The following is a 17,416-nucleotide window of genomic DNA, read 5'->3' on the forward strand; positions in this document are numbered from 1 at the left end:
AGATACAGCTTGGGACAATTTTTGAAACTTATTAACTACACATAGTCATCAGAATTCCTCCCATTCCCGTCCACCATGCAGTCATTTCTTCGTAATAGACCAGTTCACCGGTACACCCGCCTGTCGCCCCGGCCATGAATGCCCAGGCCGCGATCTCGAGGCCACCATTACCACCATCTCGCATGATCGAGTCAAAAGACAACTCTGCAAGCCCAACTCCGTCGCCTGAGACGATTTTCTCGATCAGTTGCAAGTCCCACGCGGCGTTGACACGTCCAGAATCAGGCAGGCAGATCCAGTGTGACAGCCCCCCAGTCGCGACAATCGCGACCCGTTCATGCGTGGGTCGCATGAATTCGACGAACTCGCGCACGACCTTACCAAGCGCATAACTTCGCGCACAGGTTGGGGCTGGGGTCATCACCGTGTTGATGTAAATCGGTACGACTGGGATGTTTAGCCCGCGGTTGATGATCGCGTTCGGCATCGAAAGCCCATGATCTGGTTTAACATTCTCGACCGATGCCAGATCGAAGTCCCTTTGCGCGGCAAAGGCGACGAGTTCGGCGGCGAACGCACGATTGCCGGGGAACGCTTTGCGCGGGACGCCCAAGTCACCATACGGAATCCACTCGTCCGAGATGCCAACTGCCAGGGGAATCTGGACGTCGAGCGAAAAGTTGACCAGATGATCACTGGTAGCGATCAGCATCACATCAGGATTCGATGCGCGGATCGCTTCGCCGATCCGGTCGATTCCGTCAAATATGCGTTGTGCCTGCACTTCAACACCCTCTGGCACGCCAAACGTGTGAGAGGTCGCCGCCGCACTAACAATCTGTCCCATCGCCAAGGCCTCGCTTCTCAAGATACGGGTAAATCGATGCCGGAGCGAGCTTCAGCAAATTGCGCGCGCCAAGATACTTAAACTGCAGATTCGGATGAACCTCGATATCACGGAGTGCCTTTCGGGGATCGGCCAACAGTTGTGCACGCTGGTCCGCCGAAACCCCGAACTCCTCGTGCACCTGATCAGGTTCCTCTCGCAATCGAATTACAAGCTCCGGACGGCGTACGAGCTCGCTGATTAGCCGATGCAATTCCACGGGGGGGCGTCGCGGTGCGTTCATTGGACCTGCCTCACGTCCCGACGCGCATCGGTGCTGTCATCTTGCGCAGCAGTGCGAGCACGCTTTGGGCTGTGATACGACCTGTCCTCGGGTTCTCGGTCGGAATGTTCTCGATCGACATCGACAACAACGCCGCGTCGGACTCGACGGTAATGGTGTGCATGTTCCGAGAGATATCCGGATCGGCCCAGATTTCCAGCTTCGTTTTGTCAGGCCCGATGCCGGCAAGCGAAAGTGCGACTACAACGTTCAAATTGGCCGGGAAGCCTTTTGCCGCTTCCCGCGCCGTGCCGGAGAAGATCTTGGTCCTCTCGACAATCCCGTCGATCACGATGCCCTGCTCCGTGAGATAGGGAGCACCCAGCAGTCCTTTGACCGGCTTACGGGTTACCATGTTCACGGACGTGATCCGCCCCTCTGCCGCGGCCGTCACTGCGTCAAGGCCTAGCAATGCACCACTCGGAATAACAATCTGCCCACCGTGATCACGCGCGATGTCGATGAGCCCGTCGTTGTCGAGAAGCGCCCCACAACTGAGCACCACGATTTGCTTGCCCACCTTGAGAACGGGTGACGCGATTTCCGACAAAAGATGTGCTGGCGCACACTCGATCACGATGTCGCACAGCTCGGCCATTTCCTCAAAGCTCGCGACCGCAGGCTGACTCCGTAGCGGGGCTGTCCACTGTTTCGCAGCCTGCACGTCTCGCGCCGCCACTGCGACCAGCTTGATACCAGGGATACCGTCGTCCAGCGCCTTGACTAACGACTTACCGACCGTACCCAGAACAGCCACTCCCACCCGCTTTGTTTGACAGCCTGTTCTCGTTTGCATAGTCAATTTTCCGAATCTATTTATCCATGAATTCACAGCGAGCAGTGCTCCACACCGCTCCGTCACTACCGCACCCTACGACCAAGTCGCAAAGGCCATTGCGCATCCTGTGCCAGCGGGGCTTCGGTAGCACGGAATGTAGTCGATCAAGTCCATCTTCATTCCGTCAACAGCGCCAGCCAACGCGGACCAGCAGCGAAACTCAGAATTTCCGGATTGCAACTTTTCCAAGGGCAGATCCACATGAGGTCGCGGACCACCTGCCGCAAGTCGTTCGAGAAAATTTCTGTCAAACTCTTCGTCGACTACGAAGTGGCTAAGCCCTCCTGTCGACATCACCACAACGCGAAGGTCCTCGCCCCATGATTCGATCTGACGTCGAATCGACTCCCCAATGCGATAAGCGCGCAGCGGCGACACATTGTTTGGCGGGTAATAGGTGTTGATGCTGACCGGGATCGCCGGAAAGACTCTTTCGGTCATCAACTTGTAGTAGACGTACCCGAACGAATGGCTCATCGCCTGACCGTCCTTGAAATACTTGGACTGAGCGACATCGAAGCCATCGTCCATCATTCCGCGGATCAACCGCTCTGCGTACCCCGAAGCCACGGGGTAGTCCTTGGACTCTTGCGGATACCACAGGTCCTGATCGAGATTGGGATCGTATTTCCACTTCATGATTCCAGTTGGACGATACGGAATCGTCTCGCCCCAATACACAGAAAGTGACGGCATGTTGTCGTCGTGGAATACCTCCTTGTGATCGTCGCCGATGATCACAACGATGTCCGGGCTTACCTCCTTGAGAATCTTGGCAAGACGTCCGACAGCTGCCTGATTCTGCTGATGTCGCTGCTCCAGCTTGGCCGGCGTAATTTCATCCAGGATCGCGGGATCAGCCTTTTCAAGCAGTTCGCTGTACGTCACGCGGGCGCCCGCCCGATCGTGCAGCACAAAAAAGTTTTGATCGTCGCTTGCCGCACGTGCAAGCCACGCCGAAGGCTTCATTAAAAGGGTCGGACTGTGCGAGGAACCGATGCCCATCACAATTTTTGCCATAGAGTTTTCTCTAGTAACGAAACCATTGAGTACTGTATACAATCAACATCGTCAGCGACCGACGTATCGAGTCCCGACACCGTCTCTGTGCCCGTTCTTGGCATGCCGAACACGCTGATCTGTCGGATACGAGTCTCGATGGTAGAAGCACAGATTGCCCTCAACAAACGATTTTTTCTGCGTCGGGAATGTGCATTAAGTAATGCATTATGCGAAGTGATGCTTCCCTGTGGCACACACCTCTTCGCACACCACGAACCTGGTACCCCATATGAACTATCGCCTCCCGCCCCTACTTTCCCTCCGCGCCTTCGAAGCATCGACGCGGCACCTTTCTTTCACCAAAGCTGGGGAGGAGTTGCATCTGACGCAAGGGGCAATTTCAAGACAAATCCGGCTACTCGAGAGCTTTCTCGGACAGAAACTCTTCGTCAGGCTCACGCGCAAGATTGAGCTAACCCCGGCCGGGTTGGAGTATTGTCGCTCGGTGCAGGAAGCGCTAGACATCATTTCCGTTGCCACTCGGCGCGCCGTACGGGACACACACCGCGTCATCACGCTTGATGTTTTGCCGACTCTGGCAACATGGTGGCTGATGCCACGGCTTGCACAATTCACGGAAGCACATCGAGATATCGAGGTGCGGTTGATCTCGTCTATCGATCCGGTCAACCTTCATAGCGAGGAGGCAGATGTCGCGATTCGAGTGGGAAAGATTCCGGGACAGCGCCACGACCGAAAAGCACCGCGAATTGATCTTGATATGACGGAACACTGGAAGGGTGTCTATGTGGAACAACTTTTTCAGGACGTTCTTGTCCCCGTCGTTTCGCCGCAGCTCGTCGAGTCAATCGGTCCGATCAACTCGCCTGAGGACCTTCTGCAGTACCGCCTGATCAATACAGCGAGTCGCCGGCACGCATGGTCCGATTGGTTAGCTATCTATGGCTTGCGAGTTCCAGTCGACTCGAACCCACTCGATTTCGGGCACTTCTTCATGACCTTGCAGGCAGCAAGAGACGCCAAAGGCATTGCTATCGTTCCGCAGGTACTCCTTGCTAACTACGAGGGACGTGATGAGCTGGTTATGCCATTGCCGGCGGATATGCCAAGCGCAGGGGCGTACTATTTGTTGATGCGCGAGAGTGCGCAAGAGGACAAAGCGATTCGTCTGCTGTGCGACTGGCTTATTCGCGAAGCCAGTCGCCTGCCCACCATTGAGAGTCAGACTACGTTGGTAAAAGCTGACGTACCGGCATGAAAATCAACACCGTGATCGAGAATGGCTGCGGTCGATCGGACACGATACCACTCAGGATGCTTCGCGACGTCAAGTTCCCCAGCACTCTCAAACTGGCTCGCGAGCTTCAGTAGCGATTTTCGGAAACTCACGATGGCCGCATCGCCCGACCCCAGATTCTCGAGCGAGCGGTCAACGATCGTGCCCATGCTCTCCTGCACCGCTGTGTCCTGCATACCGATGCCTTCGATACCCGTTGAACTATGCAACCGCTGACGCAGTCGATCGATTCCATAGTCCGTGTCCGCGGATATCAAAGGACGGTATGAGCCATCGTCCATCACCTCTGAGTGCACGGCACCGTGATCAAGCTCCTCTTGGCTCAGAGGGCGGTCACTGTTCCACGTCATGGTAAAGACCCAGCAGTTGTGATCGTCGATCGGTGTCCATGCGTGCCCCATGTATGCCCGGCCCTCGCGAATGGGTGCGATCATCGTGTAGAAAGGCGTCAGAAACTGCGTCACACGCCAGTAGTACGACGACTCAGTAGCATTGCGACGTGCACCGATTGCCATACCGTAATCGGTCGGACGGACGAAAAACTTCGGCGCCGTATCCGACGCCAGATAGGGAATTGCCAAGTTCGGCGAGACCTGCCGCTGGCGAAACGGCAATTCTGGATGCTTAGCATCCAGATGACTGTGCAAAATCCCCACATGGCTTGAATCGATTCCGCCTTCTACGCCCTGCGCGTAGTTCGTGCGTTGCAGCCGCTTCGTGATGAAGCGGAATTCAGGAGGCACCAGTCCCCACTCAAGTTCAGGAGGACAGGGAGGCATTCGATCCCGGTCCCCCATGTATGCCCAGATCATGCCTCCCCATTCGACCACCGGATAGCTTTTTATCCGAGTACCGCTTTTCATTCGCGTGTTGTCCGGTTCCGCCGGCATGTCAACGACGGTGCCTGACACATCGAACTTCCATCCATGGTAGACACAGCGTAACCCGCACTCCTCATTGCGCCCGAAGAAAAGGTCAACGCGTCGATGTGGACAATAGCGGTCAAGCAGACCGATCCTGCCATTTGTGTCACGAAACGCCACCAGATCCTCGCCGAGCAGGCGGACCCGGATCGGCGGACAGTCCGGTGCGGGCAACTCCTCCGGCAGAAGGAACGGCATCCACATGCTTCTGAACGCGTTGCCCATCGGGGTGTCGAGGCCGACTCGACATAGCCTCTCATTGTCTTCCTTACTGAACATGCCTATCACCTCGCAAATTGAACCGATGCCTTCTGCCTGACACGACCATTCGGTCGCAGATCAGTCAATCAGACCAAAGATCTCGTCACCTTCCTCAACGACACGGTATGTCTTGAGCGGAACGGTGCATGGCTTTTCAACCGCGTCGCCCGAGCAAATGTCGAATGCACCGCCGTGAAGCGGACAGTAGATAGTGGTGCCTTGCAGGTCCCCTCCCGACAAGGCCACCATCCCATGCGTACAGAGATCCTCTGTGACATAGAACTTGCCATCGGCGTTGTACACAGCAAGTCCATCGGCAACCTCTTTGGGACAGACCTGAATGACACTTTCACTGGGCACATCCGATTTGCGGCACAAGAAAATTTTCTTTTCCATGAGACTTACCTATTTCGATCAATATCCGCGCGAAACATCCGCCCTTCCGGTGGGAATCCGACCGAGCTCAATTTCGCCGATTTTTGCCACCACCTGGTCGACGCTCTCTTCCATCCGCGTTTGCGCAGAAATATGCGGGGTCACAGTAATTCTGGACTCTTTCCAAAACGGATGATCATCAGCGAGCGGTTCGCCTTTGAAAACGTCAAGAGTTGCTCCGGCAATTTGCCCCTCCCTGATTGCGGCCACCAGGTCCTCGTCCACCAAGTGCCCGCCGCGCGCCAGATTGACGATGCACGCCCCCCGCTCGAGCCGCGAAAACGTTCGCGAATTCAACACACCGCTTGTCTGCGGTGTATTCGGAAGAAGATTGATAAGAACGTGCACACCTTCCAGAAACGACTCCCAACTATCGCTCCCGCTAAAGCACCGCACACCCGATATCGACTTTAGTGACCGGCTATAGCCGCGAACTGTGAAGCCGAACGTGGCTAGCTCCCCAGCCACCGCGGCTCCCAGGCTGCCAAGACCCAGAACACCCACTGTGAAATCGCCGGTAGCGTATACCTTGAGCGGCCTCCAGATCCCTTCGCGCTGTTGTCGCTCGTACTCATCGAACCGGCGGAAATATCGCAACGTCGCGTAAGTGGCATACTCAACCATCTGCGACGCCATGCCCGCATCCTCGATTCGGTAGATCGGTACATCGCTCCCAGAAACGTCTGGATCGCTTGCCATAAGCTCAAGAATCCAATCAACACCCGCCCCCATGTTAATGATGGCCTTCAGTCCTGCACGGTTGCGCAGCACTGCAGGCGCCGGCTTCCAGATCAATGCGTAGTCCGCGGCGTCGACATCACCCTCTTTCCATTCACGCACATCTGCACCAGGCAGGGCGCGCCGGATAGCGGATATCCAAGGGGCCGGGTCTTTGCCAGTCATCGAAAACAGGATTCTCATCTCTGTCCTTTAGCTGGCAAAGAGTTGGGACAGGTCAGCGAGTACCTTGAACTCAAGCGCATTGAGAGATGGGTCCCGGAAGAACATCGTGGCCTGCTCTCCGACCTCACCTTTGAAGCGGACCTGAGGTTCGACGATGAACTCCACGCCCTTTGCGTGCAGACGCTCTGCCAGTTCGGTCCAGTCACTCATGCACAGAACGACACCGAAGTGAGGAATGGGAACGGCGATCCCATCCACGTCATTACAGGCCGCCGCCTCGATCTTCGGTGTGAGGTGGGTCACAATCTGGTGCCCAAACAGATTGAGATCTATCCAGTGGTCGGAACTCCGCCCTTCCTGACAGCCCATTACACCACCGTAGAAATCACGCGCCTTTTCGAGATCGTCTACGGGAAACGCGAGATGGAAAGGTCGTAATTCGGAATACATCTGTTTCCTCCGTTTGATTTTTCGTTAGCTGCGGGATGGGCGTATGTCCAATCAATTCCGCTCGTTGAACCGCGTTCATGCGCCTTCTGCGGCCCGCCACTTGGTCAGATCCGCCTCGGAATCGATGAGCACGGCAGCCGGTACCTTGGCCGCAGTTCGTACAAATGCCTTGCCGGTACGCATGTCGCGAGACGCATTCACTGAACTAACTCCCTTTACCGCGCCGGCCTGCAGATGGAAAACCACAAACGAACCGCTTCCGACGTCTCCTCGCACAACGTCGTGCTCCCCGATCGGGATCCCAAACGACTGAACACTGAAATCGTATTGATCCGACCAGTATCCACTTATTTCTTGGTAGTCCGGACCACTGCATACCATCGCCCGCCCAACGTGCTCTCCATGAGCCACTGCGTGATGCCAGTTCTCCTGCCTCTCGGCGTGACCGATCCTCGCGTTGTAATGGAACGCAACTTCCCCCGTCGCGTAGATGTGCTCGTCCGAGGTGCGCCCCTGTCCGTCAACACACACTCCTGAAGCGCAGACCTCAAGCCCGGCAGAATGCGCGAGCGAAATATTGGGAGCCACACCAATGCCCACGACTACAGCGTCCGCGTCCAGTGTGCCCCCTCCCGAAAGCCTGAGGCGGTAACCGGATGAAATTTCCGTCACGTCAATAATCGTGACGCCTGTCCGGATATTCACGCCATGCTGCATATGCCGGCCGACGACGAACTCACAGACTGTAGGACACGCCGCCCGCGCCATCGGCCGGGGACCAGCCTCCAGAACGGTCACGTCGATTCCCATTCCATTTGCAACGGATGCAACCTCAAGACCGATCACACCGGCGCCGACTACGACAAGCTTGCGAACGTTCGGTAACGCGTCGCGCAGCGCAACGGCATCCGCGATTCGTCGAAGATAGAAGACACGTGGCATCTCTGGACAAAGCAGCGGCAACGTCCGCAGCGAAGATCCGGTAGCCAACAGAAGCGAGCCATACTCCAGCGTCGTTCCATCCGCGAAGACCACCTGACGAGCACGTCGGTCAATGCAATCGGCTGCATTTCCTAGTCTCAATTCGATGTTGTGTGCTACATAGAACGCGTTGTCCCGCAACGAAATTCGCTCAACCTCCCTTGGCTCCTGGAGCACCTTCTTTGACAGTGGCGGGCGATCGTAGGGAAATTCTCGTTCGTCCCCACACACAATAATGCGGCCATCGAAGCCGGCCTTTCGCGCGCTTTCGGCGGCATAAACCGCAGCAATACCCGCGCCGATAATCACGATCGGCTCCTTGCTCTGCACATTCTTCATCGCCCACCTCTCGCCACGGGGCTTCGGCCGCTCACATGTGCTCCGGCTTTTGGACACCACGCGCATTGCGGTGACACAACTCTCGCCACTTGATAAGAGGGGAGTCCCCTTCGATCAGCATCTCATCCAGCCACGCGGAATCGCGTTTGTAAAACGTCTGGAGCGCGAGACGGGCCTGAATATCCTGCGCATTGAAGTTCTCAAAGCCGATTGGTTTCCAGCGATTCCAGAACTCGTGATTGAAGTGAGCACTTTCCTCTTCTGTCGACACACGCTTGCCCACAAGCATCACGTAGATATGGCGAGACTCCGTTACCGGAACATAGAACTCGAACTGCGTGATGTCCTGGTCGGGGAAGTCATCGACGCGCAACCCACACGGCATCCAGAGCGACGCAGCCGTCGTACGGGTCGGCTTCTCCGACACACGCTTTGTCCCGGTGACGACTACCTGGCCCTCCACTTTTCCTTCCCAGATGCTCGTATGGTTGGCAAATGCGTCGTAGACGCCCTTCGGCGCCCCCTCCTCCTCATGGACTTCCACTTCACCCGACTTCGCCAAATGGCCAATCGGCAACGAGCGCTGCGTATCAGGAACCAGCTCCGACGAACGGTGGATGTACACATGGAGACCGTCAAATCCGTTCTCACATCCCACGCGCCAGTTCGACTCGACCTCGTAGATTGCGCAATGCAGTTCCAGGTCATCGTCAAGAAACGTCGGCGGTACGTCTTCGCTGAGCGGCGGTGCCTCGAACCCCTCGTCGCCCACGAAGACGAAGACGAGTCCCTTGGCCTCCTGAACCGGATAGCTCTTCACGTTGCGTCGTCCAATCGCCTTGCTGTCAGGTGACGCCAAGATGTCGCACAGCTTGCCGTCGTTCCACTTGTAGGTGAACCCGTGATACCAGCATGTAATCGTATCGGGCGTATAGCACTCGACCTTCTCCGAGAGCTTCACCCCGCGATGCAGGCACCTGTCGCGAATAGCCTTAACTTGGCCGTTCACCCGCTTAAGGAGAATCTCCTCACCGCAAACCGTGGCTTGGGAGACCTTCCCCTCGAGCACATCGCCGGAGAGCTTCACCGGGTACCAGTGATTCCTGAAACCAAGTTTCGCGGCAAGATAGTTGCGCCAGCGCGGCACCCTGTTCAGGAAGGTGTCATCTACAAAATGTGCCTGTTCACTCATCGTGGTTGCTCCGGTTAATGACCTCTGTGTACTGTATGCAATGAGTTTTGTTCGGCTATCATGCTCAAAGGGCCGCCCATCCGATTCCCTGCACGAGCACACCGCCGACGAGGCTCGATTACCCTATTGCATTCAGTATGCAATGAGAGAGAAATTTTTCGTCGCATACCGACAACTCAACCCGGCCGCGCGACGTGATTGTCATCGTAAAGCCATGACTGGCTGCCAACAAACGATTTCAAAATTACTTATGCATGAGCCTAGCGAATGCATCCGGCGGCACTCGCGGGACAAACCCGCAGCCCCGGTTGTGACGGCAAATTTCGTCGTAGAATCATTGATGGATCAACCTACTGCAGAGAACCATGAGCACCACCCGTCGAGTCGTACAGAGCGATCGGCTGCGCGATCAGATTTACCAATTGTTGAGGGAGGATCTGCATGGAGGCGCCATTCCGGCGGGTGCGCGGCTCGTTGAGCTGGATCTGGCCGAACGATATGGCGTGTCGCGCACACCCGTGCGTGAGGCGTTGTTCCAGTTGGCTCGCGAAGGTCTGGTCGTCCGGACGGATCGTGGCTATTCACTAATGAAGGACACGCCGAAGGATTTCCTGCAACGCATGGAAGTCCGACTTCTGCTTGACCCAGCTCTCGCCGAGCACGCAGCCAAATATGGTTCCGACGAGCAAATCGACACGCTTTCACAGGTCTACGAGAAGATGAAGAAGGCGGCAGAGACGTCGAAATTCACCGCATTCGTCGCCGCCGCACATCAGTTCCGTACAACGCTGCTAGAAATGAGTCACAACACTGCACTGACGCGAGTATGTGCGGTCCTCGAAGATCAGTTTCTGCTGGTCCGTAACGAGCACTACAAGGAGGAAGACAATAGAGCCATCTCCGTACATCGCGATGGCCTGCTGCTAGACGCGATTCGCGCGCGCGATGTCAAAGGCGCTGGAAAAGCGGCCAAGGAGTACGTGGAAATGCTGATTGAAACGCATACCGAGGGTCCAGCACGGCCAGCACGAAAGAAGGGCTCAAGCCCAACTGCGCCCACGCGCTTCTAGAAGCGTCCAATCACCGCAGACAGGATGCGCCCGGATGGAATCATCCGTCCGGGCTCGCCGAAGCTACGCCTTGCGCCACGCTAAGTGGACAATCCTCGAGATAGCTTACCGCTTCCTGACATGAATTTGACAACTTGGAAATGAACGATCGCGTCAGCACTTCAGCAGCTGAAGCATTACCCGCCTCCATTTCCTGAACAAGCACCTTGAGATAATCTGACGTGATCAGACGGTTCCTTGATGCACGAAACAGCAATGGTCTTGCGGCAAGAAAATCGTCTTCAGCCACCAGATAGCATCGCGCTAAGACCGGGTTTACACACATACCGCCGAGCGATTTCTGGAACCCGTGGACCGCGCTGGCCAACGCGAACGGCGATTGGTCCGCAGTCAGCATGCTTCTCGCCTCGTTGGCCAGTGCGACAAGATGCTGGATATGCTCAGGAGACCCGATTTCCAGCCGAGCAAGCACCGACGACATGGGCATTTCTTGCAATCCATAGCCCCGCTCCAATGGCTCGAGTAACCCCTCTCTAGCCAACTGGAAGAGTGCCTCGCGCACTGGTGTACGCGAGGCACCAAACCTCGCAGCAAGTTGTGGCTCTGTCAAACGCTGCCCAAGTTGGAGCTGGCCGCGTTCGACGAGATCTCTGATTGAATCGTAAATCCGGTCGCGCAATCGTTGCGCACCACCTCGCGGAGGTTTGCCTGCCACTATCGTTACGCGGCCGGGTTTGCGCGTCGGCCAAGCAGGTCGAGCGCGACATCCACAATCATGTCCTCCTGGCCACCCACCATCTTTCGACGTCCCAGTTCGACAAGAATTGACACAGTCGAGACGCCGTATTTCTGGGACGCCAGTTCGGCGTGGCGCAAAAAGCTCGAGTAGACGCCAGCGAAGCCGAGCGAGAGCGTTTCACGATCGACACGCACTGGACGATCTTGCAAAGGACGGACCAAATCGTCGGCTGCGTCCATAAGACGGAAAAGATCGCAATCGTGAATCCAGCCCATTCGCTCCGCGGTCGCCACGAACGCCTCCAGAGGAGCATTACCGGCACCTGCTCCCATCCCGGCAAGACTTGCATCGACCCGGTCACACCCTTCCTCAACCGCAACAACCGAATTCGCGACGCCAAGGCTGAGATTGTGATGTGCGTGGATGCCAGTCTCGGTTTCTGGCGACAGCGCGTCCTTGAACGCACGCATGCGTGCACGAACACCCTCCATCGTCAATGCACCGCCTGAGTCAACCACGTAAACACACGTCGCACCATAGCTCTCCATCAGGCACGCCTGCCGTGCCAGTTCAGCCGGCTCGATCATGTGGCTCATCATCAGGAAACCGACCGCTTCCATCCCGAGATCGCGCGCCATCCCGATGTGCTGGCGCGAGACGTCCGCCTCCGTACAGTGCGTGGCAACACGTACGATACGGGCACCCGCGTCGTACGCATTTCTGAGGTCATGAGCGGTCCCGATCCCAGGCAACAGCAGTGTCGCAACTTTTGCGTGCTTAACCAAATCCGCAACCGCGGCGATCCACGCGACGTCGCGATGAGCACCGAACCCGTAGTTGAAGCTGGAACCGGCAAGTCCGTCTCCGTGAGCCACCTCGATCGAATCAACCCGCGCGTTGTCCAGTGCGCTTGCGATCGCCCTGACCTGGTCCAGAGAATACTGATGGCGCACCGCGTGACTACCGTCTCGCAACGTGACATCCGAAATGTAGATCTTCGTCATATCAATTGCTCCAGGACAGTTCGGCAATTTTTTCGGCACAGGCCAGCGCTGCGGATGTCATGATGTCGAGATTCCCAGCGTAGGCCGGCAGGTAGTGTGCGGCCCCTTCAACCTCCAGAAAAACGGTCGTCTTTAGGCCCGGCCCAGTTCCGCCGCAATGGAGCGGCGCAACAACTTCGTCGAACTGAATATTCTGCTTAAGCCTAAATCCGGGTACATACCGCTGCACGCGTTCTACCATCGCGTGAACAGAGTCCTCAATCAGTTTCTTGTCGACCAGATCGCTCAGCGTATAAACGGTGTCGCGCATGATCATTGGAGGCTCTGCCGGATTCAAGATGATGATCGCCTTTCCACGCCCCGCCCCTCCGACAACCTCCAATGCTTTCGACGTCGTCTCGGTAAACTCGTCGATGTTCGCCCGAGTACCCGGACCGGCCGAACGGCTCGAAATCGATGCGACAATCTCCGCATAGTGCACACGGCTAACTGATGAGACTGCGGCGACTATGGGAATGGTCGCCTGCCCACCGCAGGTCACCATGTTGATGTTGGTTGAAGCCAGATGTGCCTCGAGATTAACCGACGGTACCACGAACGGTCCAACGGCCGCTGGCGTGAGATCGATCACGCGCACACCATGCTGCTGCAGCAACTCGTTATGCTGGCAATGCGCACCGGCCGAGGTGGCATCAAATGCAACCCTGATTTCCGGGAAGTTTTGCATCGTCAGCAGCCCGTGGATACCCGAGGCCGTGGTTACAATTCCCAGTCGGGCGGCTCGCGCAAGACCATCGGAGTTTGCGTCGATTCCGACCATGGCGCCCACCTCGATATGTCGACCATGGCGTAGTATCTTCATCATCAGATCGGTGCCGATATTGCCCGATCCAATGATGGCAGCGCTGACCTTTGAACTCCCTGACGTGCTCATGTTCTCATTCCTTTGCGCAACCATGCGCCTACCCGCGAGTTAAATGCGTCCGGTGTTTCGAAATACGCTGAGTGTCCCGCTCCCTGCAGGATGATTAGCTCCGCGCCGGCGAAGCATTCGCACACGTCTGAAACGATCTTTGCGGGAAACAACACATCCTCTTCGCCAACGACAAAGCCAACGCGCACTCCCGTCGCAGCAATCTGTTGCGGCGTGTACGAAGGCTGAGAACCGCCAAGCGTCCTTACCGTGTAGCGATTGAACCCGGCAATTTTCAGATACAGTTCAGTCATAGCCGGAGCACGAGCCAAATGCGTCGCCCCAAGCACTCGCTGAGGCTGAGACAAACTGTTCGTGGTGGCCTGCACCTCGCCCATCTGCGACGCGAGTGGCCCTGGCAGCGCGATTCCGACCAATGAATCTGCGAACAGAAGGGCATTCACGCGCTCCGGGTATCGATATGCAAAATCGATGCCGGTACCAGCGCCCATCGACTGCGCAACGATCGATACACATTTCAGACCGAGTTCATCCAGAACAACAAGCAAGTCGTTCGTAAATTCAGAGCGCCCCGCAAGTTCGGCGTCCGTCGATTTTCCGAATCCTCTGGCATCGATCAGGACCACCATGAACTCCGCTCGCCATGCAGCCACCTGATAGAACCAGCTCGCATGGTTGCCTCCCACGCCATGTAGCAAAACGACTGGTGGTCCATTGCCATGTACTTCGTAGTACAACCTTGTATCGCGATGATCTAGATATGGCATATTTATCTCCCGTCTGCAGATCGCGCTTTGCTCAAACAGCACCACAGCGTCGGAAACAGGCTCTCGCAGCTTGTGTCAGCCGGGTCTGAAGAGGATGGCATGCTAATCCTGTTAGCTACCGAACGTCACGGAAACCTCTCCGAGACCGTCTACCGAAGCACCGTAGGTTCCGCCGTTCCGAACATTGACCATCGGTCCAAGCGCACCACTCAGAATCAGTTCTCCAGCGCGGATCGGGTGACCGACTTCTATCAGCTTCTTCACCAGCCAGAATGTGGCCAGAAGCGGGTTACCCAGGCATGCGAGACCGCTACCGCGCGAGACGGATTGCCCGTTTTCCAGCATGTTCATCTGGCAGCTCACCAGGTCGATTTCAGAGTTAAAGTTTGTCTTCTGGCCGATGACGAATCGCCCGGAAGATGCGTTATCAGCAATCGTTTCGACGATGCCGATCCGCCAGTCAGCAATGCGGCTGTCGACAATCTCAAGCGCTGGCGCCACCCATTCAATTTTTGCGGCGAGGTCCGACAGTTCGAGCGTCGAATCGTCAACGTCAACAGCGAATCCGAACGCGATCTCAGCCTCGATCTTGGGTTGCAACAGACTTGCCACGTCCGTCTTGGCGCCGTTTTCGATCGCCATGTCCTCAAACAGCACGCCATAGTCAGGCTGATTCACCCCAAGCTGCTTCTGGACAGCGACTGAGGTCAACCCGATTTTGCGCCCCACAATGCGTCGCCCCTGAACCTTCTGGGCATGTTCGGTGTTATGGCTCTGGATCCGATAAGCAGCGTTGATATCGCCATCTAGATCAGGCGCAAACGGTGCGATCGGGCCACTCGTGTAAGCATCACGCAATCTCGACGCGATTTGCGCTTCCAACTCAGCGTTATTCATCCGGCCTCCCAAGGCTAAGCCAGCAAGCACGTCACCCATTCGACGTGTTGCAGCAGAAATCGGTAGTCTTGTGCACTGTATGCAGTGTGTCAACGATCCATGCACGCTTTATTTGCCGTGCCCGCAGTAATCACCGTAATGCATACGGCGGGACAGGCGTCCCGAGGTAAACCGCCTGCCACTCCCCAGACGCATGCGCAAATCGACCGCCGATCAAAGAGATGCCGCGGGACCCGAAACAAATTGATCTAGCAAAATTCTGCTCTGTCGACAAACGATTTTTCAGCCCGTTCGGGCGAATTTTGTATCGCTCGTCAGATGAACAACACTGTAATAGAAACACGGCTCGGACTAAGCACGTTCGCGCGTGGCGCGATCGATCAAAATAAAGGGAGAGACCATGAGTGCGCGCCGTGGGCAGCCGCCCCTGGACGATAGCCTCGACTATATGATTACTCGTACCAAAGAGACCAAGATTGTGTATGCGTATCCGTCTTTCGCGGGAGCAGTTGGATCTCCGCTTGACGAGATCGTCGGCCCTCCGTTCCTGCGGTATCTCGACGCTCAGACGCCGTGTGCGATCGATGCTGTCTCGTTAATTTACTATGGACACCTATATATTTTTCAGGGGAATCTGAATCCGTTCTCCGCGTTCGCGCTTTGAACTACTGAAGTGGGTCAACGGTCCTGCGGCCCAAACTCAGGCATGACCGGCCATGTGGATGTGAGCTGCCGCACCGAGTTTTGCCGGCACGTTTCTTAAAAGAAAGTGCGCAGTCCGGCAGCCACCGCCAATTGCCTGTTTGTCGACGACGGTGTCAGTGGGAACAGTACTGCAGACTGAGTGGCACCAGACGCAACGGCCAGGCTAACCCCCAGATAGATATCAGTCCGCTTGGACAGAAACTTGTCAATGAAGAGACTGTAGTTAGACAGGCGACCCGAGCCCAACGCGTCACGCGCGTAGCCGAGCGTAGATTTGAGATCCGGCTGAAACTCGTAGATCACATCTGCCGTTGCGCTGCGCAAAGATTCGTATTTTCCGAAGCCTGCGAACGCAACATCCGTATAGCTCAGCCCTGCGGTCCACTTGTCGGCAATCGTGTACGACGCGCTCGCACCATAGATGTTCTGTGAGTCAACTGCGTACGATCGATATGGAGTCACCGTCTGCTCAAGAAACGTCTTCATGCCCGCCAACGTTGGTGTGAAGTTGACGCCTTTGATCTTGGTGGCAACAGTCGCCGCCCGCAGCCTCTTCCCTTCATAGATCAACGCGAAGCTGAACGCACGCCCACGGTTGTATGTATCAGATGTGCCGCCGGGCAGTGCGTACAACGCCGAAAAAGTAAAGCCAGACATCGTCGGCGAGCGATAGGTAATTGCATTGTTTAGGTAGCCGCCCCCGATATGGTCGGCATTAGCCGGAGTCTGAGAGAACGTCGAGTTGAACCCGGGTGAGTTGGCGAGCAGCAATATGGAGTAGTCGTTGTGATGTCCAAACGTTACTTTACCGTACTCATCTTTTGACAACCCTACCCACGCACTGCGGCTAAAAAACGTGTCGGAACGGAACATCTTGCCGTTTGACAAGTTGAAATAGCTAGCAAGATCAAAGATTGCCTTCAATCCACCGCCAAGATCTTCAGTTCCATTTACACCGAATGCCGTATTCCAGTGATAGCTGTCAAGCATCTGCATTGTGTGAGCACCTCTCGCGTTATTCGCGTAGACGACAGCTTCATCCAGTGCACCGTACAGCGTCACGCTGGACTGCGCCAGCGCACTGATGGATAGCAAGGATGAAACGGCAAAACAGGCAACATTTTTTTTCATCCGGATCTCCAATCCATGGCACTTGCTCTCCTCGATCATCGGAATCGATGACGGGCCCGACCGATTGTTCGAATGCACCAGATGTCGGCCGCCATTGCGCGGCCTACATGGCTGGACACATCGCGCTCGCATTTACGCGACGGCAAGCCACCGCCGGGCGCGGGCAGCGGTAACAGCGGGAGAAATTTCACATATCGGATCGATGACGGAAAGGTAGGCAGCCATTTTTCCCGGCACAATCGAAAAAAACGCCGCGCATACCCCACGCGAAATCATGCACTGTGATTCACGTTGCTGTGCGATGAGAGGTCGACGCAAGCCCTACGGGTTAACAACCATTCTGCGAGTTCTCCCCAAA

General features: G+C 56.2%; 17 protein-coding genes. 2 read left to right on the forward strand and 15 right to left on the reverse strand.

The genetic code is table 11. From position 1 onward, the window contains the following. Positions 1-31 precede the first annotated feature (31 nt). From B0G75_RS29335 to B0G75_RS29345, 3 genes are all read right to left on the reverse strand, one after another. Complete coding sequence (locus B0G75_RS29335; RefSeq protein ID WP_106313541.1) at positions 32-847, reverse strand: protocatechuate 3,4-dioxygenase; 816 nt, start codon at positions 845-847, stop codon at positions 32-34. A 293-nt stretch (positions 848-1,140) separates the two neighbouring features. Further along, positions 1,141-1,965 (reverse strand): aspartate dehydrogenase, encoded by an 825-nt coding sequence (locus tag B0G75_RS29340; protein ID WP_106313542.1) that lies wholly within the window; start codon positions 1,963-1,965, stop codon positions 1,141-1,143. Positions 1,966-2,040: 75 nt separating this feature from the next. Beyond that, on the reverse strand, positions 2,041-3,027 hold the full coding sequence (locus B0G75_RS29345; RefSeq protein WP_106313543.1) for an extradiol ring-cleavage dioxygenase: 987 nt from the start codon (positions 3,025-3,027) through the stop codon (positions 2,041-2,043). A 271-nt stretch (positions 3,028-3,298) separates the two neighbouring features. On the opposite strand from B0G75_RS29345, the gene B0G75_RS29350 reads away from it, so the two are divergent. Beyond that, positions 3,299-4,288, forward strand: a complete 990-nt coding sequence (locus B0G75_RS29350; RefSeq protein ID WP_106313544.1) for a LysR substrate-binding domain-containing protein — start codon at positions 3,299-3,301, stop codon at positions 4,286-4,288. Here B0G75_RS29350 and B0G75_RS29355 read toward each other — a convergent pair. The 6 genes from B0G75_RS29355 to B0G75_RS29380 form a co-directional block, all read right to left on the reverse strand. Further along, a complete protein-coding gene (locus tag B0G75_RS29355; RefSeq protein WP_258194758.1) occupies positions 4,252-5,529 on the reverse strand; it encodes a Rieske 2Fe-2S domain-containing protein in 1,278 nt (425 codons plus the stop codon). The two genes, B0G75_RS29350 and B0G75_RS29355, sit on opposite strands and share 37 nt — an antisense overlap. 60 nt (positions 5,530-5,589) lie before the next feature. Beyond that, positions 5,590-5,907: a non-heme iron oxygenase ferredoxin subunit gene (locus B0G75_RS29360; RefSeq protein ID WP_106313545.1), complete on the reverse strand. Its 318-nt coding sequence runs from the start codon at positions 5,905-5,907 to the stop codon at positions 5,590-5,592. 18 nt (positions 5,908-5,925) lie between these two features. Further along, entirely contained in the window at positions 5,926-6,867 is a 942-nt protein-coding gene (locus B0G75_RS29365) for a glyoxylate/hydroxypyruvate reductase A (protein ID WP_106313546.1), read from the reverse strand. Positions 6,868-6,876: 9 nt separating this feature from the next. After that, positions 6,877-7,299: a VOC family protein gene (locus B0G75_RS29370; protein WP_106313547.1), complete on the reverse strand. Its 423-nt coding sequence runs from the start codon at positions 7,297-7,299 to the stop codon at positions 6,877-6,879. A gap of 75 nt (positions 7,300-7,374) precedes the next feature. Beyond that, a complete protein-coding gene (locus B0G75_RS29375; RefSeq protein WP_181309373.1) occupies positions 7,375-8,619 on the reverse strand; it encodes an NAD(P)/FAD-dependent oxidoreductase in 1,245 nt (414 codons plus the stop codon). Positions 8,620-8,650: 31 nt separating this feature from the next. After that, positions 8,651-9,811, reverse strand: coding sequence for a Rieske 2Fe-2S domain-containing protein (locus B0G75_RS29380; RefSeq protein ID WP_106313549.1), 1,161 nt, complete (start codon positions 9,809-9,811; stop codon positions 8,651-8,653). A gap of 365 nt (positions 9,812-10,176) precedes the next feature. Here B0G75_RS29380 and B0G75_RS29385 point away from each other — a divergent pair, with 365 nt between their 5' ends. After that, positions 10,177-10,881, forward strand: coding sequence for a GntR family transcriptional regulator (locus B0G75_RS29385; RefSeq protein ID WP_106313550.1), 705 nt, complete (start codon positions 10,177-10,179; stop codon positions 10,879-10,881). Between the two features lie 40 nt (positions 10,882-10,921). Here the strand turns inward: B0G75_RS29385 and B0G75_RS29390 are convergent, their stop codons facing one another. The 6 genes from B0G75_RS29390 to B0G75_RS29420 all read right to left on the reverse strand — a co-directional run bounded on the left by B0G75_RS29390 (position 10,922) and on the right by B0G75_RS29420 (position 17,058). After that, positions 10,922-11,560: a GntR family transcriptional regulator gene (locus B0G75_RS29390; RefSeq protein ID WP_219908301.1), complete on the reverse strand. Its 639-nt coding sequence runs from the start codon at positions 11,558-11,560 to the stop codon at positions 10,922-10,924. A gap of 41 nt (positions 11,561-11,601) precedes the next feature. Further along, the gene (gene dmpG / locus B0G75_RS29395; protein ID WP_106313552.1) at positions 11,602-12,624 is read right to left on the reverse strand and encodes a 4-hydroxy-2-oxovalerate aldolase; all 1,023 of its coding nucleotides are present in this window, start codon (positions 12,622-12,624) and stop codon (positions 11,602-11,604) included. A gap of 1 nt (position 12,625) precedes the next feature. Then, entirely contained in the window at positions 12,626-13,558 is a 933-nt protein-coding gene (locus B0G75_RS29400) for an acetaldehyde dehydrogenase (acetylating) (RefSeq protein ID WP_106313553.1), read from the reverse strand. Then, the gene (locus tag B0G75_RS29405) at positions 13,555-14,325 is read right to left on the reverse strand and encodes an alpha/beta fold hydrolase (RefSeq protein WP_106313554.1); all 771 of its coding nucleotides are present in this window, start codon (positions 14,323-14,325) and stop codon (positions 13,555-13,557) included. Before B0G75_RS29405 ends, B0G75_RS29400 begins: the two co-directional genes overlap by 4 nt. Positions 14,326-14,436: 111 nt before the next feature. Further along, positions 14,437-15,222 (reverse strand): 2-keto-4-pentenoate hydratase, encoded by a 786-nt coding sequence (locus tag B0G75_RS29410; RefSeq protein WP_106313555.1) that lies wholly within the window; start codon positions 15,220-15,222, stop codon positions 14,437-14,439. A 759-nt stretch (positions 15,223-15,981) separates the two neighbouring features. After that, complete coding sequence (locus B0G75_RS29420; protein ID WP_181309374.1) at positions 15,982-17,058, reverse strand: porin; 1,077 nt, start codon at positions 17,056-17,058, stop codon at positions 15,982-15,984. Positions 17,059-17,416: the final 358 nt, after the last annotated feature.

This window comes from Paraburkholderia sp. BL18I3N2 (assembly GCF_003001875.1).
GTDB lineage: Bacteria > Pseudomonadota > Gammaproteobacteria > Burkholderiales > Burkholderiaceae > Paraburkholderia > Paraburkholderia phytofirmans.

Excerpts from the sequence above, each read along its gene's own strand:
- B0G75_RS29335 (WP_106313541.1), bottom strand. The coding sequence starts at position 847 with ATGGGACAGATTGTTAGTGCGGCGGCGACCTCTCACACGTTTGGCGTG.
- B0G75_RS29340 (WP_106313542.1), bottom strand. The coding sequence starts at position 1,965 with ATGCAAACGAGAACAGGCTGTCAAACAAAGCGGGTGGGAGTGGCTGTT.
- B0G75_RS29345 (WP_106313543.1), bottom strand. The coding sequence starts at position 3,027 with ATGGCAAAAATTGTGATGGGCATCGGTTCCTCGCACAGTCCGACCCTT.
- B0G75_RS29350 (WP_106313544.1), top strand. The coding sequence starts at position 3,299 with ATGAACTATCGCCTCCCGCCCCTACTTTCCCTCCGCGCCTTCGAAGCA.
- B0G75_RS29355 (WP_258194758.1), bottom strand. The coding sequence starts at position 5,529 with ATGTTCAGTAAGGAAGACAATGAGAGGCTATGTCGAGTCGGCCTCGAC.
- B0G75_RS29360 (WP_106313545.1), bottom strand. The coding sequence starts at position 5,907 with ATGGAAAAGAAAATTTTCTTGTGCCGCAAATCGGATGTGCCCAGTGAA.
- B0G75_RS29365 (WP_106313546.1), bottom strand. The coding sequence starts at position 6,867 with ATGAGAATCCTGTTTTCGATGACTGGCAAAGACCCGGCCCCTTGGATA.
- B0G75_RS29370 (WP_106313547.1), bottom strand. The coding sequence starts at position 7,299 with ATGTATTCCGAATTACGACCTTTCCATCTCGCGTTTCCCGTAGACGAT.
- B0G75_RS29375 (WP_181309373.1), bottom strand. The coding sequence starts at position 8,619 with ATGAAGAATGTGCAGAGCAAGGAGCCGATCGTGATTATCGGCGCGGGT.
- B0G75_RS29380 (WP_106313549.1), bottom strand. The coding sequence starts at position 9,811 with ATGAGTGAACAGGCACATTTTGTAGATGACACCTTCCTGAACAGGGTG.
- B0G75_RS29385 (WP_106313550.1), top strand. The coding sequence starts at position 10,177 with ATGAGCACCACCCGTCGAGTCGTACAGAGCGATCGGCTGCGCGATCAG.
- dmpG (WP_106313552.1), bottom strand. The coding sequence starts at position 12,624 with ATGACGAAGATCTACATTTCGGATGTCACGTTGCGAGACGGTAGTCAC.
- B0G75_RS29400 (WP_106313553.1), bottom strand. The coding sequence starts at position 13,558 with ATGAGCACGTCAGGGAGTTCAAAGGTCAGCGCTGCCATCATTGGATCG.
- B0G75_RS29405 (WP_106313554.1), bottom strand. The coding sequence starts at position 14,325 with ATGCCATATCTAGATCATCGCGATACAAGGTTGTACTACGAAGTACAT.
- B0G75_RS29410 (WP_106313555.1), bottom strand. The coding sequence starts at position 15,222 with ATGAATAACGCTGAGTTGGAAGCGCAAATCGCGTCGAGATTGCGTGAT.
- B0G75_RS29420 (WP_181309374.1), bottom strand. The coding sequence starts at position 17,058 with ATGAAAAAAAATGTTGCCTGTTTTGCCGTTTCATCCTTGCTATCCATC.